A 25,243-nucleotide genomic window follows, 5' to 3' on the forward strand; every position below is an offset into this window, starting at 1 on the left:
GGTGCGTTAAGTGTCACTTAACTGGTATAATGTCCGTTAAGGAGAAATTAATGAACAAGAATGATCTGCGTTATCGCAAAACTGAAGCAAATCTCAAACAAGCCTATCTGACCTTGCTGGCAGAACATGCCTGCCAGTCGATCACGGTGCGACAATTGTGCACCGTGGCGCAATGCGCCCGCAACACTTTCTATCAGCACTATGTGGATCTATCTGCGCTGCAAGATCACATTATCGGTGAAGTTTTGGCCGCCATTGCCCATGCCTTTCGCCCGGTTGCCACGAATTTGGCGCAAATCGATACCCAAACCCAACATCAATACGTCAAAAACATCATTGAAGGCGTCACCGCACAGCGTCAAACACTGACCGTCTTATTGGCCAATGACGATGGGAGTTTCCAGAAACAATTAACCAACGTCATCGAAACCACGGTATTGGCAGGCGACCGCGCCTTGTCCAAGGTGGCCGACAGCGCAACCAACCGCTTGAACACCGCATATTTGGCCGCGGCAATCGCCGGCTTCATTGCCAGTTGGCTTGCCCAACCAGCAGTGACTGCAGCCATGGCCGAACAAACCTTGTTGGCCATTCATCAAGCCACCATGCAAACCAGCGCCGCTTATTTGGCATTAAGCCCGCTCAAACCCAAACAGGCCTCAAACATCCCTTAGTTTGGGGAGATTTGAGACCTGTTATTATTTTCTTGCGTACAGCCGACGCTTACGATTCGGTTTTGAGCTTCTTAATCAACCGCGTGAGCTGCTCGCGTTCTTTGGCTGACAATCCGCTGAGCAAATGATCTGAGCGTGCTTGTTCAAAAGCGTGCAGCCGCGGATAGATTGCTTGAGCTTTGGCAGTGGGATAAACGCGCCGCAATCGCTTGTCACTTTCGTCTTGGCGCAATTCAAACCAGCCGGCAGTAACCATTTTCTGCAAAGTCCGAAACGCGGTGGTGCGATCGATTTGTACTGAATCGGCCAACTCGCCCATGAACATTCCTGGCTGCTCACAAGCACGGATCACGTAAATGAAGGCATTATTGTCCAAACCCACCGCGCGGAATTCGGCGTTGCTTTTCGTCTGGATCAAGCGCGTGATAGCGCCAATTTCACGGATCACATCAAACATAAGCTCACCTCGCTTTGATTATACCGGCTTTATCGGCCAGATAAAAGTGGCAAAAGTCGTTGCATTTGCAATTAGTTTCGACTACACTCATGCTATTAACTCATTGCACCTGCAATGATCACCGGAGGCTGCTTATGCTGGTTTTTCTTACTTTTGTCTTGATTATGTCATTCACCCCTGGACCCAACACCATCATGGCCATGGTTTCTGGCCAAACGCGCGGCTTGTCGCGCAGCATTCGCTTAAACTTAGGGATGGCTTGCGGCATGGCGATCATCGGCATCGTCGCGGCGATTTTTGCCGATTGGCTGCAACATACCCCGACTTTCATCACCGTGATGAAAGTCATTGGCGCCGCGTACTTATTGTATCTGGCTTATCATGTGGCCATCAGTCGGCCTAACGATGAAGGTGCTGATTCAGATAGTTTCATCACCGGACTATTGCTGCAATTTACCAATATCAAGTGTTATTTGTACTTCATCACCGGCTTAGGCGCCTTCAGCCTGCCTGGGCTCATGAGCGCCTTGCCGATTCGGCTTGTGGTCATGGTTGTGATCGGCTCGCTTGGGACCTTTGCTTGGACTGGCGGCGGCCAATTGATCAACCGCTTCTATCATCAGCATTTCCGCTTGATCAATGGTGTGGTCGCTGCTTTGTTGGTGTTTTCAGCAGTTGATTTGTGGCGGTGATAACCCGTTTTCATTCGCATTTGCATGATGATTACAGGTTGTGAGAAGATAAATGAGATCAGCTGCAGGCAGGAAATGTCTGGCAGGACCCCATTTATCATTGGCTCGCGATGCGCTTTGAAAGTCCTGACGCCTTGATTGCTGTTGCTTGATCAGGGAAAGGAAGGACCGTGCTTGTGAAAACATCATTATCTAAATCTAACGTCTTATTACTAGCGGTCGCCACGGCGGTGGTGGTCGCCAATCTCAACTATATCCAGCCTTTAGAGCCGTTGATCGCCGAATCGTTTGCAGTGTCTAAGGCCACTGTTGGCGCCGTGGCAATGTTGACGCAACTAGGCTATGCCTGCGGGTTGTTGTTCTTGGTGCCTTTAGGCGATAAATTCGATCGCAATCATTTGATCAAATTCATGATCGGCTTGGCGGTATTCGCCTTGTTAGCGGCATATTTGGCCCCGAACATCACGGTGTTTGCCATCGCGTCGTTGTTGATCGGCATCACCTCAGTGGCACCGCAAATGATCATCCCCTTCACCGCCGCCTTGACACATGGCATGCGCACCGGTGCGGTATTAGGCAATGTGTTAAGCGGTTTGTTGACTGGGATCTTATTGTCTCGGGCCATTGCTGGTTTGATCGCCGGCATCATGGCTTGGCAGAATGTCTACTTGCTGGCTGCCATTGCGCAAGTCATCTTGCTAGTGGTTTTGCAAAAGCGCTTGCCGCAAGATTTCCGCGGACATGTTGATCGTTCATATCTAGCTGTATTGGCCAGCTTGCCGCATTTATTGCGCAGCCAGAAACACTTGCAAGGTGCTGCGATCAATGGCTTTGCCTTGTTTGGCACCTCGAATGTGTTATGGGCGACGTTGGCCTTCTACTTACAAGCCCAGTTTCACCTGGGCGCCACTGCCGCTGGGGCAATGGGGTTGTTAGGCATTACCGGGATCTTATTTGCCTCGGTGATTGGGCGCATGGTTGATCATTATTCGCCACGCTTGACAATTGGCATGGGTATTGGTTTTTCAACGCTGGCGTTTGTGATTTTTTGGCTGTTCGGGCATGCCTTGATCGGCTTGATCATCGGCATCATCGCCTTAGATCTAGGGACTCAATTTGGCCAAGTATCTAATCAAGCCATCGTGCAGGCTTTGGGTAAAGAAACCAACAGCCGCAACAATTCCGTCTTTATGTTCAGTTATTTTCTCGGCGGATCCTTGGCCACGCTTTGCGCGACTTGGGCCTGGAGCCATTGGGGCTGGTCTGGCGTTTGCGCAGTGGCCGTTGGCTTCTTGGCCATTGCGATCATCGGCCATTTCGGCTGGCCGGAACCCAAGCAGCTGGCCCATAGCTGATCACGTTAACCATGAAAACAATCGGCGCCTGACTGGCAAATTCACAGTCAGGCGCCGATTGTTTACTGGTTACAAATACCGTTTCTTGCGCAGCCACCACGCCACTGCCACACTCAACGTGACACTCAATGCCAACACGACCCAGAAGCCATACATCGGCTTCTCCCATGGCAGCCAAGTGTTTTGCCCCCAAATGCCGCTGATGATCGGCGGGATCGCCAAGATGATCGACACGCTGGTCAACACCTTCATGATCAAGTTCAAGTTATTGCCGATCACCGAAGAAATCGCGGTATTGTATTGATCCAAGATCTCTTCGGTTGCTTCGGCGATACTCAACACTTGATTGGTCGCCACCGTCAGCTCGGCGATGGCCACTGGCTGTTTGGCCTGCCAGCGCGAATCCGTTAACGCTTGGCTTAACCGCTGATAGGCAACCAATGCCCCGGTCAAATGCACCAGCGCCTTCTCCAAAGCCATGACTTCATACAACAAGCGGTTGTGTGACGCTTCTGCCACGCGGCCTTCCATTTGCTGCACACGCGGACTGAGATCATCTAACACATGATCATATTCGGCAATTGTCCACTGCAAAGCCGCCAAGGCGGCACTCAGCGGGTCATCACTGGCAGCAAGGGTAGTTTGCAAAGCAGGCGCTAGCGCATCATGCAAACTCACCGACGCCAGCCAGCCGCTGCCAACGACCAGCGTGATCGGCACCGTGCGATACGTACTCACGTCAGTCACACTTTCAAAAGCTTGCGGGATCCGCAACACCAGCAAAGTCATCCGCGGATCGCTGGTATCAAGGCGCGGCTGTTCGTATTCATCCTTGATGGCAGCAACGAAGTGTTCCGGCAAGGCCAAGCGTTGCGTCAAAGCGTCTAGTTCACTAGTCGTCGGTTGCGTCAAGTCGTGCCAAACAAAACCTGCAAGGGCCTGCGTTTGTTCCATGGTCTTCACCTCTCTTAATACCAGTGTACCAAACTGCCATTTGCCCTTGCACGCGCAAGCTAATACAGCAACAGGCCTGCAGCGATCCGTTATCAGGATTGCTGCAGGCCTGTTTAAATTGATTGTTGTCATAATTAAATGGTCAACGTCACTTGGCTGACCATGCGCTTAGGCTGTTTCGGCGTCGGTGCTAAGACGCGCTGCACTTCACCCACGGCTTTGGCCACACCGCGATAGATATATTGATGATGTGGGGTATATTCAAAAACATGCACCACTTTGGCTTGGCGCACCTGCTGACAAGCGGTGGCGCCGGCGCTGCAAATCAAAGCCGCGTTGTCATCCAGTTCCGCCACTGCCACCAGCGCATCGCCTGCGAGTTGGCGCACGGCGCCTCTTGCCGAAACCGCCAAGGTCGCCACTAATTCAGCGTTGCTTAAGCTGGTCCCAACTGTCACGGCAAAGCGCGGCGGTTCATGCTGGCGCTTGGCGTAAGCGGCTTGCGCACGGGCATCAAGCAAGCGGATCTCGCCGCTGGCAACGGCCTTGCTGATCGTAAACGATTTGGTCTTGCCCATCATGAAATGGACGCTGAGATAATCGCCTGTGACCTCAACTACCGTGCCTAGGCCCCAAAGACTGTGCATCACCAATGTATTCTGCAATTGTGTGTCCTCCTTGCTCATCGGCGCTTAATGATGTTCGGATCGACGGCAAGTGCTTGTTTTCTCAATGTGTTATGCATATATATTATTCCCCCCGAATACAAAAGACATTATACCAAAACTTGCGCCAGCTTTCATCATCAAGTGACGAATCCACCCACTTCATGGCCACATTTACGAGAATTCTTCACAAAGAACCACATTCCAGCGTATTTTTTGGCGGAAAATTGGGCTCAGCGCCAGTGTCGCCGCTTTTGAATGAAACCGGATTGGTATTGTAATTCTGCCCTATACCACCCTACTTTGCTTCCAATAAATCGGTATCAAATTGATTTGACTGCTTGTAAATCGCTTACAATCAGAATATACTTGGTTTGTTCAAAATATCGCATTTAGGGGGATATACACATGTCAAAAGTTGCTTTTGTTACAGGCGCTGCTCAAGGGATCGGCGCTGAAATCAGTCGTCACCTCGCCAAAGACGGGTTTGATATCGCCGTTGCCGACTTAGCCGGCCAAGCCGAAAAAGCCCAAGGCGTCATCAAAGAAGTCCAAGACTTGGGTCGCAAGGCGATCTTTGTGACAGTTGACGTCACCGACCAACAAGCGGTACAAGCCGCAGTTGATGAAGCGGCTGCCAAATTAGGCGGCTTTGACGTGATGGTCAACAACGCCGGCGTGGCTAAAGTTGACAAAATCGAAGACATCAAGCCAGCCGACTTGGAATTCAGCTACAAGATCAACGTCTTCGGCGTCGTTTACGGCATTCAAGCGGCTGCCAAGAAGTTCAAAGAACTCGGTGTGCCAGGCCGCATCATCAACGCCAGCTCAATTGCCGGCTTGCATGCCTTCCCAGTATGGGCGACATATTCCTCAACTAAAGCCGCAGTTGTTTCCTTGACCCAAGCCGCGGCCAATGAACTTGCCCCAGCACACATCAACGTCAACGCTTATGCCCCAGGCGTGGTCGGGACCACCGGCATGTGGGACGAAATCGACCGCAAGATGTCTGAAATCAACGGCAAGCCGCTTGGCCAAAACAAAGCCGATTACGTCGGCACTATTCCGCTAGGCCGCACCGTGGTGCCAAATGATATCGCCAATATGGTCAGCTTCTTGGCCAGCCCGCAAGCTGACTTCATCACCGGCCAAACCTATGCCGTTGATGGCGGCGGTTTGCTATAAAACACAACATCAACGATTTGATCACAAAGCCCCTCTTGGCAAATTGCCAAGGGGGGCCTTGTGGCTTATTTTCGCTAGTCGATGCCTAAAATCAGCTTAATGTCTTCGGTGGTTAAGCCAGCTTTATTAGCCGTACCGGCCATGATCGTATCCACCAAGTCGCGCTTTTTGGCTTGCAAGTTAACGATTTGTTCTTCGATGGTGCCTTTGGTGATCAAGCGATACACATCGACGGCGTGTTTCTGGCCGATGCGGTGCGCGCGGGCAATGGCTTGGTCTTCTACCGCCGGATTCCACCACAGATCCACTAACAACACCATATCCGCCCCAGTCAAGTTCAACCCGGTGCCGCCGGCTTTCAACGAGATCAAGAAGAAGGCCTTCTCCCCGGCATTAAAGCGCTCCACCATGGTCATGCGGTCTTTGGCTTTGGTGTCGCCTTTCAGCACATAACTCGGCAAATGCGCCGCATCTAACAAAGCTTGGATCTGGCTTAACATCGTGGTGAATTGTGAGAAGATCAAGACATGGCGGTGATTATCGGCGGCTTCTTGCAACAAATCGGCCAACAGTTCTAATTTGCCAGAGCCGCCTTTATAATCCGGCAGGTACAAGCTTGGCGTGTCACAGATTTGACGCAAGCGCGTCAATCCGGCTAAGATCTCCAGTTTGTTCTTGACCAGCGCGTCGTTGCTTAAGCCGCGCACCTTGACTTGCATTTGTTGCAGTTGGGCCAGATAAACGGTTTTTTGAGCCTTGGTCATGTCGTTGGTGAGATTGGTTTCAACCTTCGGCGGCAAGTCCTTCAATACCGCGGCTTTCTCACGCCGCAAGATGAACGGCCGCACGCGCACGGCGATTTCTTCCGGCGTCAGTTGATTAAAGGCATTCTTGCTTGGCAACAAGCCTGGCAACACCAAGGCAAAAATCGCCCACAGTTCTTCTTTGCGATTCTCAATCGGCGTCCCAGACAAGGCAAAAGTCGCTTGCGGCTGCAATTTGCGCAAGGCCTGGTTAGTTTTGGAGCCGGCGTTTTTGACATATTGGGCTTCGTCTAACACCAAATAAGTCAGTGCTTGTTGCGCATAGTCGCTGACGTCTAAGCGCGCTTGATTGTAGCTGGTGATCAGCACATCGGCATTAGCCGCTTTGATTTGTTGGCTGCGTTCGGCTTTGGTGCCGGCCACCACAGCCACATGCATGTTTGGTGCAAATTTCGTGAATTCCGCTTGCCAGTTGTACAATAAAGACGCCGGCGCCACCACCAAGGTGTGGCCGCCGCGATGATGATGCAAGAATGTGATCATCTGCAGCGTTTTGCCTAAACCCATTTCATCGGCTAAGATCCCGCCGAAACCATGGGCATCAAGCATTTCCAGCCAGCGCACGCCGACTTGTTGATACGGACGCAAGGCGGCATGGATCCCGGTTAAGGCATCACCCAGCGGATACGTTTCTGGATGGGTCAAGTCTGCGACCAGCTGCTTGAAGTGCTGGTCAAATTCAGCGGTTTCGCCAAAAGCCGCTTGTACCGCCAGACTTTGCGAAGCCGGCACCTGCACCACGCCTTGCGCATCGAACTTGGCGGCTTGACGCACCCGCGATAAAGCCTTGGCTGTGGCTTTGAGCTGATCATCGACAATCACCAAACTGCCATCCGGCCGGGTCAAATACGGCCGCGATTGATCTAACTGCGTCAGTACCGACGCCACTTCATCAGGCTTGATCCCCGCCATTGAAAAGGCGATCGACAACAACCCGGCAGCTTGTGAGACTTTGATTTGCGGCTGTTGGTCTGCGGCATCCACCACCATGGCGTCTAACGCCGGTGTCGTCGTCACCACCCCATTATGCTTGAGGTTGGGCAATTCGGCGACATAGAAGCGATACAGCGCGGCACTGTCGCCAAAAGCCTTGCGCCAGCCGCTGCGTTCATGCACAAAGCCCAGCGCCTTGAGATAATCGCGGGCTTGTTGTTCTTTGGCGTGGTTGCGCGGCATATCAGCATGCGTGGCAATCGTTGATGCCGGATAAACTTGGCCATCGTATTCAAAGCCCAGCATTAAGGTGATCGCATCCGCGTCGCGGTCCAAGTCAAAATGCGCCGTCATCGAAGCTGGCGCCAGCGTCTTTGGTGCATCCACGGTTCCGATCAGCTTAAATTGCACCAGAAAAGTCTGCAACGCTTCGACTTCGTCTTGGGCAAAGTGCAGCTGCTTGGCATCTGGCAAAGCGCGCTGGATCTGACTCATGATGCCTAACACTGGCGATTCGCATTGAATGCAGCGATTACCGCTGATCAAGAAATGCTCTGTCTCAACGGCAGTTTCAAAATGCCAGTCGACTTTCAAGGTGTAACCGGTTTCGTCTGGGGTGACTGCCGCTTCCCATAGGCCTAGATCTGGCGCAAAGGGCAAAATCGTCAATGTGTCATAAGTTTCACCACTAGCCACAGGTTGAAACTGCAAGAACTCAAGCTGGCCCCAGACGTCTTTAAGCCGTGCAAAGTCCCCTGCTGCCAACACAACATACTGGCGGTAGGTGCTGTCATACCCCATGGCATATTGATCCGGGGTCGGCGCATCGATAATGGTTTGCAACAACTCGCGCTCTGCTGGCGCAAAGGCGGCTGGGGCCAAGTCGAAGCTGCTTTTGCCGCCGGTGGCATAACGATCACGATTGATGTAATCCACAAAGAAATCTTGAATATTGCGCACCACTAAGAAGCGGTTGTTGTCTGGCCCGCCGATCCTTAACTTGACCATGAAGCGCATGGTGCGGTGGTAATGCGCATCCATATACGGATGGCACACCAAGGTCACCTCTAAGCGCAGCCGCTCTTGCGCAGCATCATCCAAGCCTTTGAAATACTGGATATCACCCAGCTCCAAGTCTTCAATGAAGCGCTTGGCATCACTGGGGTGCGCACCGGCCGGACTGTCGACGCCAAGGACTTCGTCGATGGATTCGCCATGCGCAGTGAAATACACCTCAACTGCGGCGACATGCTTGCAATACCCATGTTCTGCAAAATATGGGCATGAGCAATTGTCTTCGGCTTGGTCGATGCCTAACACCACATCATAAGCATAGGTCCCATAAACTGTGGCTTCCACCATTCCCATATCAGGATCAATGGCAATGATTTGGACCTTATCTGAAGCGACAAGCGCACGGCCGCGTTGCCACATAGTACTGGGCATGATTCGCTTTGACATTTTCGACCTCGAATTTCTAGAATACGTCTATTATAACAAAAACCAATGTCGGCGCGTTACACAACCGCAACGACGTGTTATTCTCAAGTTAAGAATTGGGGGTGTTTGTATGACCATCAAGCTCAACTTAGGCGGATCTGCCCGTGAGCTATCCGACCAAGATGCCATCAAGCTCACTTCTGGTCAGGATTTCTGGCGCAGTGAAGCCGTCGCCGGCATTGCCGCCATTCGCATGAGTGACGGGCCGCATGGGCTGCGCTACCAAGCGCAAACGGCTGATCACTTAGGCATCAACGAAGCCGTGCCAGCCACTGCCTTTCCCACCGCCAGTGCTTCGGCGTGCAGTTGGGACCTGGATTTATTGACGCAAATGGGCGCTGCGATCGCCGAAGAAGCCCGCTCGCTAAACGTCGACGTGGTGCTTGGGCCTGGTGTCAACATCAAGCGCAACCCCTTAGGCGGGCGTAATTTTGAATATTTCTCAGAAGATCCGCTGTTAGCCGGCACCTTGGCCACAGCTTGGATCCAAGGCTTGCAAGCCCACGGTGTCGGCGCGTCGCTGAAACATTATGCCGGCAACAGTCAAGAAACTGACCGGCTGCGCTCAGATTCGCTGATCGACGCTACGGCACTGCATGAATTGTACCTGGAAGCATTCCGCTTAGCTGTTACGCAAAGCCAACCAGAAACAGTGATGATCGCCTACAACTTGCTTAACGGCACGTATATGAGCGATCATGCGTACCTGCTGGATACGGTGCTGCGCGGCCAATGGGGTTTTACCGGCGCGGTGGTGTCTGACTGGGGCGCACTTAATGACAAAGTCAAAGCCCTTAACGCCGGCACCGACTTGGAAATGCCCAGCTCCGGTCATTTGTTTGACAAAGCGGCCTTGGCGGCACTCAAAAACGGCCAGCTTAACCGCACCGCCTTGACCCGCGCGGTCACCAACATCGCCGCACTTGCTCAACGCAAGCGGCCGGCTTTTGTTGGCAAGCGCGAGGCTTTGTTGCAAGCGCATATTGGCTTAGCCCAGCAAATCGAGGAAGGCTCAGCAGTACTCATGAAAAACGACGGGCTTCTGCCTTTGCAGCCAAGGCGCAAGCTTGCTGTGATCGGAGCTTTAGCCGACCAAACGCGCATTCAAGGCGCCGGCTCATCACACATCACCACCCCGCAAACCATTTCTATTCTCGCTGGTCTCAAAGCAGCTGGCCACGCCTTTACCTATGCGCCTGGTTATGCACTCGATGACGACACCCAAGACCCTGATTTGATCCAGCAGGCCAAAGCAGCGGCCGCAGCGGCAGATGATGTGATCATGGTGCTGGGCTTGCCGGCAACGGCAGAAGCGGAAGGCAGCGACCGCACTGATTTGGCGTTGCCAAAAGCGCAAATCGCGTTATTGCACGCCGTAGCACAAGTGAATGCCAACCTTGTCGTATTATTAGTGGCTGGGTCAGTGGTCAGCACCCAATGGGCCCCAGACGCTAAGGCGATCCTCAACTTATTTCTCGGTGGCGAAGCAGTCGGCGCGGCAGCTGAGCGCCTATTGTTTGGGGCAGTATCGCCATCTGGCAAGTTGGCAGAAACTTATCCGCTGCGTTATGCCGATGTGCCATCCAGTGGATTATATGGCAAACACCCATTGTCGGTACCTTATGCAGAAAGTTTGTATGTGGGCTATCGCTACTATGATAAAGCTCACCAAGCCGTGGCGTTTCCTTTTGGCTTCGGGTTAAGTTATACGACTTTTGCCTTGAGCCAAGCGCGCCTGAGCACCACGCAGCTCAGTGCAGCCGATCAAAGCTTAAGCGTGACGGTGAATGTGACCAACACCGGCAACTTGCGCGGCGCAGAAGTTATCCAAATTTATGTCAGTGCTTGCGACCAAGATCAGCTGGTTCCGCTGCAAACGCTGGCGGCCTTCAAGAAAGTATGGCTGGAGCCAGGGCAAACCCAAACCATCACCATCCCATTGGCCAAGCACGCTTTGTCACGCTGGGATGACGCTCGGCAACAATTTACGCTGGCCGGCGGCAAGTGGTACGTGAATGTTGGCACCAGCAGTCGCGATTTGATTGCCAAACTGCCGCTAACCGTTGACGCACCAGCTTTTCGCATCGAAGCGCCAACGTGGTATCGGCAACCAACCGGCTTGCCGCGCGTTGCAGACTTCACCGCCTTAAGCGGCTTGGTCCAAGCCCCGCTGCCGACTCCGCGGCCAGGAACCTTCACCAGACTAAGCGTGCCGCGTGATTTAGCTAAATTCTCGATTGTCGCGCGCTTGGTGGCCAAAGCCGTGATCGCCAACATGCAGAAAAACGACGGCACCGCCTCAGATTCGCCTGAAGGCCAATTTCTGGCAACGATCGTATGGGACACGCCGCTGGTGCGCCTGGCGCAACAAAGCGGCGGCAGTTTGAAGTTGTGGATGGTCGACTTACTGGTCGGCTTAGCCAATCATGGCAAGCACGTCGGCAAAACCTAACCACGTCACAGGAGGGATTATGATGGATCAGATCAACATTCACCGCCACCAGGCACCGGCTTGGTTTGAAGCCGCTGATTTTGGGATCTTCATTCATTGGGGACTGTACAGTGTCCCAGCGTTTGCGCCAAAACCAGTCACTGGCCCTGGCAAGCACCCGACTTTATACGAACAGTTCAAGCATCAGCCTTATGCGGAGTGGTACGCAAATTCGATGCTTTTTCCCAGCGGACCCACTGGTCAATACCACCGCGAACATTACGGCACTGCCCCATATGCGGCATTTGCTGACACCTTTAAGCAAACTGCGCGCCAAGTCGACGTTGACGCATGGGCTGACGCCTTTGCGGCAGCGCATGCCAAGTATGTGGTGGTGGTCACCAAACATCATGACGGATTTGTGATGTATGACACGCAGGTGCCAAACCCGCATCAGCCTGATTACCATTTGGGTTTTGATTTTGTTGGGGCACTGGCTAAAGCGGTGCGGGCGCGGGGAATGCGCTTTGGCGTGTACTATTCCAGTTTATTGGACTGGGCGTTCAAACACGACCGCATCCAAAGTGCCGCCACGCTGCTGTTGGGATCTGACCATTCAAAGCAATATCGTGATTATGTGTGGGAGCAGTGGCATGAACTGATCGCGCGCTACCACCCAGATATCTTGTGGAGTGATATCGGCTACCCCAAAGACGCGCGCTTGCCGCAGTTATTTGCGGATTATTACGCCGCGGTTGCTGAAGGTATGGTCGATGACCGCTGGAGCGATTATCCAAGCTGGCTGCGCCACAGATCACTGTACCCGCTATTTAACGCGGCTGGCGCTTATGTCAACTGGCACCAATCCCGCACCCACAAAAGCGCAGCACCAAAGTACTATGATTATCGAACGCTGGAATATCACACCGTTTGGACCGGGGCGCCTGATTATTACGAAATCACGCGGGGAATGGATTACTCTTTTGGCTACAACCAAGCCGCCCGTCCCAGCGATTTCATCACCGCCGCGCAGGTGCGCCAGATGATCGTCGAAGCACGCGCCAAGCGCGGGCGCTTGCTGCTGAATGTCGGGCCCAAAGCCGATGGCAGTTTGCCAGCGCCACAAGCCAAGGTCTTAGCCGAGCTGGCAAGCCAGCCATGGTGAGTAATCTGTTTGCTCAATCAGCCGTCACGTACGCGTGGCGGCTTTTTGTATTAAAAACGTGCGGCACTGGGCCGCACGTTTGCTTTCAGTATTGATGCTTCATTTGCTGCTGGGCAGCTTGGCGATCGAGCTCACCAGCATTGACCTTGGTCATTAACTGAACGTCATGGTCATTGAGCTTGTAGAACGTCAGCGGGATCACTGCCAGCAGCGCCCCAATGGCAGGCACTAAGGCGGTCACGGCCCAAAGCCCGCTTAAGGCACTGGCACTTTGACTGACATGCTCAGCTGCCAAAGCGGCAAAAGAACTTGCGCTGATACGCTTCCAACCAAACCAGCTTAACACCGCCAAGCCCAGCGGCGCATTCATCGAAGCCAGCTTGGCAGCAAAGGATTGAACGGCAAACGCAATGCCGCGTGCATCGATGTGCGTCTGGTATTGGCCATATTCAACGATGTCTGGCGTGAAGGTCAGCCCCAGCACCCCGATCAGCCCGATGGGGATCGCTCGCAGCACCACCATCACCAGATACAGCACGGGATTGGCATAGCCCACGAAATACATGGCAAATGCCAAGATCGCCAAGGCGATCATGCTGTAATAAAACAACTTGAACTTGTCGATGCGCTTGAGGATCCGCCCCATAAACGGTGAGAAAAGAATGGTCGGCACCGCCACCAGCAGCGTTGTGAGCGTCGCAAACAGCGCCGTGCCGAACAAATAATACGCCGTAAACAGCCCAACGACTTGATCAGTTTGCGTCAGGCCCCAAAACAAGTAGCCTAAATAATAAATTCCAAGAAACTTATTGGTCCGCAGGTAATGGCTGATATCTTTGAAGCGGTAATGATTCTGTGTGTCTTGCCGGACCTTGATCCGCTCTTTGCCAAACATCGATACGGGAAACATGAAAAGCACAATGAGCACTGCGATCACCGCTACCATCGCCGGAAAACTCATCCCCACTTGCTCAGACACCAAAATCGGGCCAACGACACTGACCACAAAGCTGCCTGCCAGCGCAAATAACCGCGCCAGCGCCAGGATGGAATTGCGCTCATTGACTTGCGCCGTCATGCTGGTGATCATGGCATAAATCGGCACATCGCTCATCGTGTAGCTGGTGTCCCAAACAATATAGGCAATCACAAACCACACCAGCTTCATCGTCGCAGTCAAACCGCTGGGAATCAGAAACAACACCAAGGTCGTGATCGGTACCGTGAAGCTGGCCAGCCGCAACCACGGCAGTGCTTTGTTGCCGCTTGGCCAGTGCACCTTGTCATACAAGATCCCAAACAAGGCATCGGCGAAAACATCCCACAGTTTGGCGATAAACATCGCCGTGGCTACAGCACCAACATCGACCCCGTTCATCATCAAATACGTCGTGGAAAAAGCGGTTAAAACCATGTACCCCATCGCTTGGCCGGTAAAGTACAGCCAATAAGTGAGCCGCTCACGAGGACGGGTTTGCGGCGGTGGGGCTGGTTGTAAAGGCGGCTGTTGTACTGTCATGAAAGTTTCCTTTCCCCGGCACAAAGCCGGCGACGCAGCAATCATTGTCCGTCATTATTATACCCTGCCTCGCCTTCAAACAGATGCCATGAAAGATAAAAATCACACCTGCATCTTGCCCTCACAAATCGAGGCCCGATGCAGGTGTGATCGTCAGTGGATCCCGATCAATTTATGGGTTTGCAAACTCAACAGCCACTGGCCGCCAGCTTCATTCAATGCGCCTAACACCGCAATCGTTTCAGCTAAGTTAAATTCACCGTTTGTTTCACAAGGCGACAAATAATAGCGCGTCGCCGGGATCAGCTGCTGGATCTGCACACAAAACTCGGCCATCGCGGCTGGTTCATCGACCACGATCCGCACCTCATCGGCATGTGACAAATGCCGGCGCTCATATTGCTTGGCATATAAGCGCTTGGGACTGGTGGCGATGTAATCGATATTGGCTGGGGGTTCCAGCAAGCCGTTGGTTTCAATGGCCACCAAAGCTTTAGGATAATGCTGCTTGAGGATCGCCACAAATTCGCTGAGGTGCGGCTGAATGGTTGGTTCGCCGCCGGTGATGACAAAGAAGCGGTTGGCAAGATCGGCAATCGCCGCCAAGATCGTTGGCGCATCCATGCGCGTAAATTGCGTGTAATTGGTATCACACCATGGACAATTCAAGTTGCAGCGCCCCAAGCGGATAAACGTCGCCAGCCGCCCAGTATTAAAGCCTTCGCCTTGGCGGGATTCAAAAATCTCAACAATTGGCCAATCCATCATTTCACCGCCCAACTGGCGCTGCCGCTGACCGTTTCATACACCGTCACTTGCGTCAAAGCCGGCAACTGCGGCTGGATCAAACTGGCGATTTCTTGGCACAAATGCTCGGCAGTGGACCGCGTGTCCATGGCATAGACTTTCTTACCTAACTGATGCAACAACTCAGCGATTTGCGCTTCGTTGGCATTATTGCGATCGTAGATGAAGCTGTGATCCAACTTGGCCAAGACCTGGGCTTTGACCACGCGGCTGATGTCGCCAAAATCACACACCATGCCGGCACTGGAACCGCTGGCGATCAAATCCCCGGCTAAGGTCACGGTGAAGCGATAAGAATGGCCGTGTAAGTTGTTGCACTTGCCAGCATGGCCATCCAGGCAATGGGCGGCTTCGAATTTAAACTGTTTATCAATTTGCATCGTAAATGCTCCTTTTATTTTGCAGGTGGGAGAACTGCAGGATGCGTTCATTATGCCGTAAGCGTCTCCAGTTGTACAGGTGTAAAGCCAAATCAAGCCCCAACTTGTGCAGATTGCACAAGTTGGGGCTTGATCATTACTCGGCTGTGACCGCTTTAACAGCGGCTTTGAGTTGCGGGTCATCATTGGCATATTGCTGCGTCAGCTTCGCTACCATCGCCGAAAGCGTGGCGGTATCTGCAGTCCCGCTGGCAGTCAGCTTATTTTTGGTTTGGAAGGCTTTGACCGCAGCGGCGGTTGATGGGCCATAGAAACCATTGGTCGTTCCTGGATCATTGCCCAATGCCTTAAGCAGCTGCTGCAAGGACTTCACATCACCAGATTCATCCCCTTGCTTCAAGGATGTCGCCGAGAAACCGGCAATGTTCATGTAACTTGGGTAGGCGACTTTGTCTGTTGGCGTCAAGCCTTTCTTGTTGATCCACGACCCATTTGGCGTGAGCCATTTGGCAATGGTCAATTTGATTTCAGCATCCTTGGACAAATTGGCCACGGTTTGCACGGTGCCTTTGCCATAACTTTGCTCACCAACTAACGGGGTCTTTAAGTTCTGATTCAGCGCGGCTGATAAGATCTCAGACGCCGAAGCCGAATTGCCATCGATCAAAATCGCCATCGGTTCGCTGACTTTGAAGCCGCCGTCATACTTCTTGGCTGCTTTATAGGTTTGCGTCGAGCCATCACGGGATTGGACCTTAACGATGGTTTGCCCATTCTTCAAGCACATTGACGCGATCTTCAACGCCTGATCCAACATCCCCCCAGGATTGCCGCGCAAGTCTAAGATGAAGCGCTTGGCCCCTTGCTTGCGCAGTTTCTTGACGGTTTGTTCGAATTGCTGGGCCGTTGGTTCAGAGAATGTCGCCATGGTGATAATGCCCACTTGCTTGTTGGTTTTGTCCATGGTGCCAACGACAGTATCGGTGGTGATTTTGGCCCGCTTCATGCTGAAAGTCATCGGCTTGCCGGCGCGCGTAACGGTGACTTTAACCGTAGTGCCGATTTTGCCGCGAATCTTAGCCACGGCTTTATCAACGCTTAAAGTCGACACGTCTTTGCCATCGACTTTGCTCAACACATCGCCAACTTGCAAGCCGGCTTTCTTGGCTGGCGTACCAGGCATGATGCTTTCGATGGACAATTGCTTGCTGCCTTGTTGCACCGTAGCCCCAATGCCGCCGAAGCTGGCTGACAATTGATCATCCAAGCTTGACTTGTTGGTGTCTGCAAGATAAGTCGAGAACGGATCGCCTAATGAATTCAACATCCCAGAAATCGCCCCATCAGCCAACTTGGTACTGCTGGTTGATTTATAATAATTGGCTTGGATCGTCGAATAAGTTGACAACACTTTGTCAAACCCTTGCGGTAAGTTGGCGCTGGATGCGCCGGTTGCATTGGCAGTCAAGGTGTGCAGCGCATAGCCGCCTACCCCGCCGCCGACTAAGGTGACACTCATGCCAACTGCCAACAGCCACGCCGGTACTTGTAAATGTTTTTTAGCCACGATGAACGCCTCCGATTTGTTCAGAAGCCAAGTACTCGCGCCAGACATCATCAAAGATATCCATGCTTGGCAAGTAATTGCCGTTGAGTTCCAAATAATTGCTTAACGCATCAAAGTCGGTTTCCTGCTTGGGAAAGCCGTGATCTAAGAACGCATTCTGCGCAAAATTGGCGATTTCACCGTGATCATTGGGGTTGCGTAAAGTCATGAGATACTGATAAAAAGTCTGGCGCATGCCATCCACCCTTCCTATTTGGCCCAGTTCTTGTCGATGAACGCCTGACGTTGTGCATGCTCTTGGGCATAACGGCGCGGGTTGTGTTGATAGAACTCTTGGTGTTCTTCTTCTGCTGGGTAGAATGGCTTGGCATCTTCGATCGTGGTGACGATCGGGTCCTTGAAGCGGCCACTGGCTGCCAAAGCCGCTTTAGAGGCAACTGCTGCAGCGCGCTGTTGGGCATTGGCAACGTAAATCACCGGGCGGTAGTTGTCGCCGCGGTCTTGGAATTGGCCCATGGCGTCAGTCGGATCAGTTTGCTGCCAATAAACATCCAAAAGTTGGGCATACGAGATCACCGCCGGATCGAAGGTAATTTTCACCGCTTCGGTGTGGCCGGTTTGATGCGACTTGACTTGTTCATAGGTCGGGTTGGCAACATGACCGCCAGTGTAGCCAGATACCACATTTAAGATCCCGGGTTGTTCTTCGAACGGCTGGACCATACACCAGAAGCAGCCGCCTGCAAAAATTGCCGTTTCAGACATTATCTACACTCCTTAATTTGCTCTAAAATCCCTTGCTTGGCCTGCTATTTCGGCAAATACACGCCAAAATCGATTTCGTTGCCGGCAAGGTCGAATTTTTGGGCACGCACCTGCATGCCGTTAGCGAGCTTGAATTCGCTCAATTTTAACACAACGGTTTCCTTAGTGCTATTTAAGCTCACCCACTTAGGCAGCTTGTATGAATGCCCGACATAACTTAAGACGTAGCTGATCGGCACCGGCAAGCTGCCGATGTTGAGCTTGGTGGCTTTAAGTTCGACGTCGCCGTTTGAACGTACCAGCGGATCAAACTGCAAAGCAAACTTAATCGTGGCGCCGAAGAACTTGAACGACCCGCCTAATACTGCTGAATCACCAACGGTCAAGCTGTATTTGATCTTCGAATCTTTCAAATAATCATTCAGGTAATAATCCACGATGCGATTAACTTGATTCTTGGTCAACTGCACCGAAAATGCCGGCTGATCGTCAGCTTGTTGCACCGCCGTACTGGTTGTTGGATCTTGGTAAGGCGTGACCACCTTGGCCACGAACCAAACGCCAGAGCCGATAATCAGCCCGCATAGCACCAAAGTGACCCATTTCCACCAGTTGATCGTGCGGCGCGGCGTTTTCGCCGCTTGCTGTTGCTTTCTTGTCATTATTTCTCCCATTGTTTCTTGGTTTGTTGCATCTCGTGCCATAGCTGCTTGGTCATTTGGGCATAACCGGCGTTGTTAGGATGGAAGTGGTCTTGGGTGAAAATCAGCGGATTGGCTGAAGCATCCCCGGCCACTGCCTGCTTCAACTTGGCTTTAGTTGCCTTGTCAGTGGTGGTGGTGCCGCCTTTGGTCAAGACGGAATCGATATCCACATAATACGCATGCGGCACTTCCTTTAACGTCTGCTGCGTGGCGTCATTCCAAGTCTTGACGCTGTCAGTCATCGCCGTGAGATCTGGGAAATACACGTAGAACGGGTTGTAGATGCCAAAGACATAAATCGGCGCATCAGCGTTCAATTCCCGCATGGACTTAACCAGCTTTTTTAAGCGCTTTTGAAACAAGGCGTTGCCTGATTTCACGTCTGAAGCGGTGATGTCAAAGAAGTGTTTCTGCAACACCGCCATTAAATCGTTACCGCCCACGGTCAAGGTAATGATGTCAGCTTGTTTCAACGCTTGCTGCAGCTTGGCTTGCTTATTAATGCGGCTTTGCACTTGCGGTGCAGTGTTGCCGGTGACGCCGAAGTTTGCCGTGTCAACGGTATATTGACCGGTTTGCGCTAAGTCGGCTTTGATCAGTGCAACATAGCCGCCGGAATTGGTGGCATCCCCGACGCCATGCGTCAGTGAATCGCCCACAGCCGTGACTTTAAGCGGATGGACTTTAGTGTTGACACCAGCCAGCTGCGTGCTTTGGGCTTTAGGGCCGAAAACCTGCAAGCCTGCGAAGGTCACCAAAGCCACTGCTAAGATCACGCCTAGCGCCTGCAATACCTTCTTCATGGTTGCCTCCTTGTGTTGCATTGGATGCGCAAAAGGCAGGGTATGCCCCTGCCCCTACGTCCCCTATTAATCAGTGTAACACACACCCCGCCCGTGCAGGCCACCGGGTCGGGTAAATCGGGTAAAAAGCTTGATATGACGCCATTTCTAACGTGTTAATTATACCTTAACAAATATACGTTTGCTAGTTGATATCTAGTAAAATCTGCCAATATCTGGTCAAAAAAGTCTCTCACGCATCGCAGTAAACAATACAATATCCCCCGGCTGAGGGCTATTTGTCTGAAAACAATAAGTCGAACCCACCTTAGCCAAGTGAGACAACATCGTGCTATTTGAAAATTTTTTCACGGCGTCGAGCTGGATCCATGCCACTGACAGACAGGAAGGTATATGCGTTGACCCTGGAAGTCGTGAGTGATCCATGTATGACCTTCTACCTTGATCCAGTCGTCATGGTACCAAATCCTCTGGCATGCTAAGCGACGCCTTGCCAATGCGCGAAGGTCCCAGATTCGGCTGTGACCCCCCCGGCAGACCGGATGGCTTTGACGCTGGCTTAGCAGTGAGCTTGTTGGCAAGCTTCGCGCGGGCAATGATCTTAGCCTGGCCTTGCCCGCCTTGATGTCAGCGGCAAACTGAACTTATGAGATGTCAAGACTGGCCAGGCAGCGATGGAATCCACATGATCTGATACGCCGTAGTTTTGGGCTGCACCAGTTGTACGTCTTGACGTCAGCCGTGCGGTTGCCATCATCGAGCGTCACGGGGATGTTGTATTTCTTCCTGATCTCGGTGATCAAGCTGATTTAATTGGCGCAAGCCTTGAGCGCATGCGTCCGTTCAGTGAAGTTGCAAAGCTAAACTAGACCGGTGCGTAAGAATTGGCGTTGCCAGAATTCCATATTGCATAGCCGATTTGGCTGACGGCGTATGTTCTTGTGTCATCGACAGCATAATGGACATAGGTTTCCAGCGTAGACCAGCCCACCTTTTCATTATGAGCAATTCCCGTAACGGTACTGTTTGGGAGTCGCAGTTTCATGTTCGACCAAAATGCGGCCAGATGTTTGGTGAGACGATCCTTCGCCAGCGCCAATTGTATATGTGTTGTAGATCTCAACCATTATTTATCCTCCTTTTTCGGTGCTGTGTGAGCTAAGGCTTCAGCACTGTTGCCCACTTTGTCGGTAGTCGGATCATCAAGTGATTGTATTCGTTTAACCGATGAACTAAACTCAATTCATAGAAAATAACCTAACCTCCTTACTCATAACAGTCCTCTCTCGCCAAAGTGTATAATATAAGGATCTGGTAAGTTGTTGCTCAATCACTTGATGAGCTTAGAATAAGCTATTGGCTAAATAAGCCAAGACACGTTTAGCCAATAGACTAAATTCCGGCTGTCATGTACGGGAAAAATGCCGTTATGGCACTATTAAAACGAATAAAAGAAATATCAAAGCAATACGGATTAAGTCTTCGTGCTGTCAACGAAAAAGCTGAACTGGGAACAAACGCAATTTATCGATGGGATGAAGTCACTCCAAACATGGAAAGTGTGAACAAAGTGGCTGATGTCTTACGCGTTAGCGTCGACTACCTGCTCGGCAACACTGATGACCCAAACCCAGCGCCAAAGCTGGGCAAGCCAAAGCCAGTTGACCTCGCCGACCGTGATGTACCAATGATGTTCGAGGGCAAGCCGGTGAATGAAAGTGACCGAGAGATCATCGAGGTAATTTTGCGGAGGCACAATATCCATGAATGAAGATCTCCAAGACATTGTGACCTAGCTCCGCAATTATGCTTTCGACCAACACATTCGCGCCGAGTATGTTGACGCAAATTCTCCGGAAGCATTGTCCCCGGATGAACCATCACGTGCTTATCCAAAGCAGCGGTTCATGCTCATCAATATGAATTGGCACAATCAACAACAAGTGCCCTATTCAATCGCTCATGAAATTGGTCATGTGCAAAACGGTGATGCTGGAGTCCTTTATTCCACGCCCATGAAGTCTCGCTTAGAATCCTCTGCCGACCGTTTTGAAGTTGGATTGTTGGTGCCAATTTACCACGAAAACATCGACCGAGAGTTCGTCAATACGCGCCGCTTCATGGACTCATTACATATTCCGGACTGCTTGGAAAACTACTGCAACGAAGTTATTGCGAATTTTTACTCATAGGTACGGAAAAAAGCCTCACACTTTTGTGAGAGGCTGGAGGTGGTCATCATTAAGCATTCAGACAGTAGCTTCAAATTGATATGTGAACGTGCATGCTACTGGTGCGCAGGGCTATTGCTTACAGCAATACTAGCAGCCGCTTTCCCTTTAAAAAAATGGACTGAACTCAATGGCTGGTTTACTGCATTCTGGGTATGCCTTAGTTTCGTGTTTGCTATTGCCGGTATCGCTTTTCATTTTTCAGACAGGTGTGACGATATCAGCGAACAGAAACAAAGAATCAAAGCAAAGCTCGAAAAGCAAAGTGCTCGATTGCACTCATCAACTTCAAAAGAACCTAACCCTATCGCTTCAATTGAGGAAAGTCCCATACAAGCATCCCCTATTTCTTCTTCTAATAAAAGCGATTCGAATAAAACGAGACTGGATCAATACTAGTATACAGGATAATCTTCACTTCAGGACCATTATCGAGCATCATCTTGAATAATTGTGGAATGTCAATATCATCGATATCGTCATAAGCATATTTCAGAGATTGCTTAAACGCTTCTCCACGCGTGATTTCTGGGTGCAATCCACGCTCAATCCAAGCCGCTAGATTTCTACGCTGTGAGGTGCTCAGGTTCTTTTAAAAATCTTCAAAACTAGAGTAATGATCACAATCTGGGTGCACTTTGAACATAATCATACCTCCTAAGGAGAAATACCAATGAAACAGAAAATAATTCAGTTCAATCCCGTTAGCGCAGATGGAGAAAAACCGACCTTTATCTTCAACGCAGATAAACTGCCGGGAAATTTCAACATCCCGTTTGCTTTAACCGTCGCGCCGGTTGATAAGAACAGCATAATGTTGTTCAATTTCATCGTGAAAAATGAGAATGGTGACGAAATCATTAACGATAAGCTTATCGCCACTGTGTCTAAACTGAACATTGTTGCTGACCGGGTTATTGATGCTAACCATGTTTTTCTTGGATTACGCTTAACCTCTACGCCAATTCAAGTAGCCGTCTCACAAGACAATAAGCCTGCATGGTTTACAGCTCAAATCTCGGTATTGGCCGGAGAAATAATCGTTGACACCGCTGAGACCATGTTTATGATCAGACGCCAACCACTTGAATCCTAATCGAATATGGTTGCCATTGCAACTACATCTACAAGGAATGTACGTGCAGGTTGGATTGACGTTAGAAACCGAGATTCAGTGGCTCAGGGTTAACTGAAAATCCAGACCGCTTCGTCGAGAAAACGATAAATACGTTTTCGAGTGAATGGAATGCCAAGAATAATCAGGTCAATGGTCAGAACAAGCCAATCAGCCAGCTAACCGTAAAGCCGATCAGGCAGTTGGAAGCAAACATAAATCTGATCAAGCGCATTTACCTTCACTCTCCTTCATTTTTTCACATTTATTGCTGGCATCCTGTTTTATCAGGACTTTCTGACAAGTCGTTACACGTACATTGAGCAAGTGTTATCTGGGGTCTCCAGATACATTATCGAGCATTTCAACGAGCGCAGCAAGTAAATTCAGCGTTCCTGACGTCCAGAGGCGGATTGACGTTAAAAGCTGACCGGCCATTTTCTGGGGGAATATGGTATGAAAAAAATTATCACTATTGGGGTAACACTGGCAGCTGCACTCTCACTGGCCGCCTGCGGGAGTAGCTCGTCGAGCAGCTCAAAGTCAAGCGACGCGAAGTCGTCACAATCATCTAAGGCCGCATCGTCATCCAAGGCTGACACGGCCAAGGTCACCAAGGCTGACTATGATGCAATCAAGCTAGGTGACATGACTAAGAGCGGTCAAGGTGGCGACACATTCGATGCATTGACCACTAAGTTCGGCAAGCCGGCATCCAGCACGACCAGTGAAACCAACGGCATCAAGACTGAGATGGACACCTGGGACAACGTTGACGGCAAAGCCGGTGCTCATCTCGTCATGACCTTTGTCGACAAGAACGCCGTGGGTAAGAATATCACTAACCTTGCTGTCGCGCTAAAAAAGAACGTGTCCCTCGCTGACTATAATGGCATCGCGACTGGGACAAAGTTTGCTGATGTGAATGCGAAGTTTGGCGATCCCGCCAGCTTGAATGAGTCCTTGATGGCCGGTCAGAAGACAGTCATCGCAATCTACACGAACGGCGATATGAGCAGCATGACGCTGACCTTCAGCAACGATGCACTAACGACCAAGGCTCAGTCCAACTTGAAGTAAGACATACGAAAAGCGCCTACCCCTCATCCGGCAAGATCGAAGGTAGACGCAATCTCGAAAAGCCACACCGGTGGTGCGCCTTCTGCATACACTATTTTACCACTTAAGGAGGTGATGCCCTAGCGTTAATCCAATCATGCGATGTGTGAGAGCGTCAAAGAAAGGAAACTCGCTATGCCAAAACCAAAACAATACGAACTTAAACCAAAATTCAACGCTAACGGAAAGCAACTCAAACCTGAAAAGAGATGGATGATCAAAGGTTATCTTGGGCTGGACCCCAAGACTGGCCTCGACAAGTATACAACGCTGCGCGGTTATGAAACTGCTCAAGAAGCTCGTGATGCCTTTGAAACAGCAGTATACGAATTCAAGCATGGGATGAATCAAGTTTCAGGCAAGTCGGTGCCAACCGTTCAAGAAGCTTACGACATGTGGTACCCAATACATAAGGTACAAGTTCGCGCAGCCACTCGCAAAAGCATCGATCAACAGTTCCGGCTCCATATCCTGCCAGCATTCGGGAAATACCTCATCAATCAGCTGACACTCTTAGACATTCAGCCGTGGCTCAATGACCTCACCCAGCAGTATCGCAGTGCGTCTGTCATTTTGGGCCGTTTGAAACTGCTGATGGAGTTTGCAGGCACGATGGGATGGATCACAGTCAATCCCACTCAAATGGCGCGTGTGCCCCATAATTTAATGCCTAAGACAAAGCATCCAGAGAATAACCTGTATACCACCGAGGAACTCAAAGCCTTCTCTGCCGCGCTTGATCAAGAGGCAGCCAACAATGGCCTGCTGGGAATCGAACGACGCGCGTTCTTCCGTGTACTCATTTCAACCGGCGTTCGCCGCGGTGAAGCCGAGGCCCTGACCTGGGACAACATCGACTTCGCCAACAAGACCATCTCCATCACTAAAACCGCCATTCCCAAGCTCAAAGGCGAGAACGAGGAAACGAACGAACTAACTGGCGCGCCCAAGACCAAGAATGGCTTTAGAACTCTCAGAGTTGGTGATGATGTTCTTAGTGTGCTCATGCAGTGGCGCAACGCCGGCTACAAGGCCCCCACGGGAAACTGGGTGTTCACCTCAACGCATGCGCCACACACGCGGATCTCGTACACCGTGCCTGAATTCTGGATGGGAAGGATCTGCAAAGACTACAAACTTCGCCGCATCACAGTCCACGGGCTGCGCCATACCAAAGCAACGCTCATGGCCGAGGACAACATCAACCCTGCCGACATTGCCGGGACACTTGGTCATGCCAACGCCAAGTTCACGATGGAGCACTATGTCCACAATACCCAGGCCGGAATAAATAACGCTTCGGACAAATACGACGAGCTGCTAGAAAAGACCATCTGGTCACAATCTGGTCACAAACATGAAACTGCATAAGAAAACGCGCGGCTCAAGACCGCGCGTG

Annotated in this window: 24 protein-coding genes; 12 read left to right on the forward strand and 12 right to left on the reverse strand. The window is 51.3% G+C overall.

Going from position 1 to position 25,243, the window contains the following annotated elements; translation table 11 throughout:
- Positions 1–50 precede the first annotated feature (50 nt).
- Positions 51–674 (forward strand): hypothetical protein, encoded by a 624-nt coding sequence (locus ACGG90_RS00450; RefSeq protein WP_390404427.1) that lies wholly within the window; start codon positions 51–53, stop codon positions 672–674.
- A gap of 49 nt (positions 675–723) precedes the next feature.
- Here ACGG90_RS00450 and ACGG90_RS00455 read toward each other — a convergent pair whose 3' ends face one another.
- A complete protein-coding gene (locus ACGG90_RS00455; protein WP_390404430.1) occupies positions 724–1,131 on the reverse strand; it encodes a MarR family winged helix-turn-helix transcriptional regulator in 408 nt (135 codons plus the stop codon).
- 134 nt (positions 1,132–1,265) lie between these two features.
- Between ACGG90_RS00455 and ACGG90_RS00460 the strand changes: the two genes are divergently transcribed.
- Positions 1,266–1,823, forward strand: coding sequence for a LysE family transporter (locus tag ACGG90_RS00460; RefSeq protein ID WP_390404433.1), 558 nt, complete (start codon positions 1,266–1,268; stop codon positions 1,821–1,823).
- Between the two features lie 170 nt (positions 1,824–1,993).
- The gene (locus ACGG90_RS00465) at positions 1,994–3,178 is read left to right on the forward strand and encodes an MFS transporter (RefSeq protein WP_390404436.1); all 1,185 of its coding nucleotides are present in this window, start codon (positions 1,994–1,996) and stop codon (positions 3,176–3,178) included.
- A gap of 69 nt (positions 3,179–3,247) precedes the next feature.
- On the opposite strand, the gene ACGG90_RS00470 is transcribed toward ACGG90_RS00465, so the two are convergent.
- Positions 3,248–4,132, reverse strand: a complete 885-nt coding sequence (locus ACGG90_RS00470) for a magnesium transporter CorA family protein (RefSeq protein WP_390404438.1) — start codon at positions 4,130–4,132, stop codon at positions 3,248–3,250.
- A gap of 134 nt (positions 4,133–4,266) precedes the next feature.
- Entirely contained in the window at positions 4,267–4,797 is a 531-nt protein-coding gene (locus ACGG90_RS00475) for a hypothetical protein (protein WP_390404441.1), read from the reverse strand.
- Between the two features lie 408 nt (positions 4,798–5,205).
- Between ACGG90_RS00475 and ACGG90_RS00480 the strand changes: the two genes are divergently transcribed.
- A complete protein-coding gene (locus ACGG90_RS00480) occupies positions 5,206–5,982 on the forward strand; it encodes an acetoin reductase (protein WP_390404443.1) in 777 nt (258 codons plus the stop codon).
- 74 nt (positions 5,983–6,056) lie between these two features.
- On the opposite strand, the gene ACGG90_RS00485 is transcribed toward ACGG90_RS00480, so the two are convergent.
- Positions 6,057–9,200 carry a DEAD/DEAH box helicase gene (locus ACGG90_RS00485; RefSeq protein ID WP_390404445.1) on the reverse strand — a complete coding sequence of 1,048 codons (3,144 nt, stop codon included), beginning with the start codon at positions 9,198–9,200 and terminating at the stop codon, positions 6,057–6,059.
- A 109-nt stretch (positions 9,201–9,309) separates the two neighbouring features.
- Here ACGG90_RS00485 and ACGG90_RS00490 point away from each other — a divergent pair, with 109 nt between their 5' ends.
- A complete protein-coding gene (locus ACGG90_RS00490; protein ID WP_390404448.1) occupies positions 9,310–11,691 on the forward strand; it encodes a glycoside hydrolase family 3 C-terminal domain-containing protein in 2,382 nt (793 codons plus the stop codon).
- Positions 11,692–11,710: 19 nt separating this feature from the next.
- A complete protein-coding gene (locus tag ACGG90_RS00495; protein WP_390404450.1) occupies positions 11,711–12,835 on the forward strand; it encodes an alpha-L-fucosidase in 1,125 nt (374 codons plus the stop codon).
- Positions 12,836–12,920: 85 nt separating this feature from the next.
- On the opposite strand, the gene ACGG90_RS00500 is transcribed toward ACGG90_RS00495, so the two are convergent.
- From ACGG90_RS00500 to ACGG90_RS00535, 8 genes are all read right to left on the reverse strand, one after another.
- Complete coding sequence (locus tag ACGG90_RS00500; protein WP_390404453.1) at positions 12,921–14,354, reverse strand: MFS transporter; 1,434 nt, start codon at positions 14,352–14,354, stop codon at positions 12,921–12,923.
- Positions 14,355–14,507: 153 nt separating this feature from the next.
- Entirely contained in the window at positions 14,508–15,119 is a 612-nt protein-coding gene (locus tag ACGG90_RS00505) for a 7-carboxy-7-deazaguanine synthase QueE (RefSeq protein ID WP_390404455.1), read from the reverse strand.
- On the reverse strand, positions 15,119–15,541 hold the full coding sequence (locus ACGG90_RS00510; protein WP_390404458.1) for a 6-pyruvoyl trahydropterin synthase family protein: 423 nt from the start codon (positions 15,539–15,541) through the stop codon (positions 15,119–15,121). Before ACGG90_RS00510 ends, ACGG90_RS00505 begins: the two co-directional genes overlap by 1 nt.
- 136 nt (positions 15,542–15,677) lie before the next feature.
- A complete protein-coding gene (locus tag ACGG90_RS00515) occupies positions 15,678–17,108 on the reverse strand; it encodes a S41 family peptidase (protein WP_449273597.1) in 1,431 nt (476 codons plus the stop codon).
- Complete coding sequence (locus tag ACGG90_RS00520; protein WP_390404460.1) at positions 17,101–17,343, reverse strand: YozE family protein; 243 nt, start codon at positions 17,341–17,343, stop codon at positions 17,101–17,103. Before ACGG90_RS00520 ends, ACGG90_RS00515 begins: the two co-directional genes overlap by 8 nt.
- A 14-nt stretch (positions 17,344–17,357) precedes the next feature.
- Positions 17,358–17,876: a peptide-methionine (S)-S-oxide reductase MsrA gene (gene msrA / locus ACGG90_RS00525; protein WP_390404876.1), complete on the reverse strand. Its 519-nt coding sequence runs from the start codon at positions 17,874–17,876 to the stop codon at positions 17,358–17,360.
- A 41-nt stretch (positions 17,877–17,917) separates the two neighbouring features.
- Positions 17,918–18,535, reverse strand: coding sequence for a YpmS family protein (locus ACGG90_RS00530; RefSeq protein WP_390404463.1), 618 nt, complete (start codon positions 18,533–18,535; stop codon positions 17,918–17,920).
- On the reverse strand, positions 18,535–19,380 hold the full coding sequence (locus ACGG90_RS00535) for an SGNH/GDSL hydrolase family protein (RefSeq protein ID WP_390404466.1): 846 nt from the start codon (positions 19,378–19,380) through the stop codon (positions 18,535–18,537). The genes ACGG90_RS00530 and ACGG90_RS00535 overlap by 1 nt, the downstream gene beginning before the upstream one ends.
- A gap of 1,429 nt (positions 19,381–20,809) precedes the next feature.
- On the opposite strand from ACGG90_RS00535, the gene ACGG90_RS00540 reads away from it, so the two are divergent.
- The 6 genes from ACGG90_RS00540 (at position 20,810) to ACGG90_RS00565 (ending at position 25,215) form a co-directional block, all read left to right on the forward strand.
- A complete protein-coding gene (locus tag ACGG90_RS00540; protein ID WP_390404469.1) occupies positions 20,810–21,151 on the forward strand; it encodes a helix-turn-helix domain-containing protein in 342 nt (113 codons plus the stop codon).
- A gap of 136 nt (positions 21,152–21,287) precedes the next feature.
- Positions 21,288–21,572, forward strand: a complete 285-nt coding sequence (locus tag ACGG90_RS00545) for an ImmA/IrrE family metallo-endopeptidase (protein ID WP_390404471.1) — start codon at positions 21,288–21,290, stop codon at positions 21,570–21,572.
- A 39-nt stretch (positions 21,573–21,611) separates the two neighbouring features.
- Positions 21,612–22,010, forward strand: coding sequence for a hypothetical protein (locus tag ACGG90_RS00550; RefSeq protein WP_390404472.1), 399 nt, complete (start codon positions 21,612–21,614; stop codon positions 22,008–22,010).
- A gap of 274 nt (positions 22,011–22,284) precedes the next feature.
- Positions 22,285–22,707, forward strand: coding sequence for a hypothetical protein (locus ACGG90_RS00555; protein WP_390404475.1), 423 nt, complete (start codon positions 22,285–22,287; stop codon positions 22,705–22,707).
- Between the two features lie 474 nt (positions 22,708–23,181).
- Positions 23,182–23,805: a DUF3862 domain-containing protein gene (locus ACGG90_RS00560; protein ID WP_390404477.1), complete on the forward strand. Its 624-nt coding sequence runs from the start codon at positions 23,182–23,184 to the stop codon at positions 23,803–23,805.
- A gap of 174 nt (positions 23,806–23,979) precedes the next feature.
- On the forward strand, positions 23,980–25,215 hold the full coding sequence (locus ACGG90_RS00565) for a tyrosine-type recombinase/integrase (protein ID WP_390404479.1): 1,236 nt from the start codon (positions 23,980–23,982) through the stop codon (positions 25,213–25,215).
- Positions 25,216–25,243 lie beyond the last annotated feature (28 nt).

The sequence above is a fragment of the Lacticaseibacillus jixiensis genome (assembly GCF_042847315.1).
Lineage (GTDB): Bacteria > Bacillota > Bacilli > Lactobacillales > Lactobacillaceae > Lacticaseibacillus > Lacticaseibacillus jixiensis.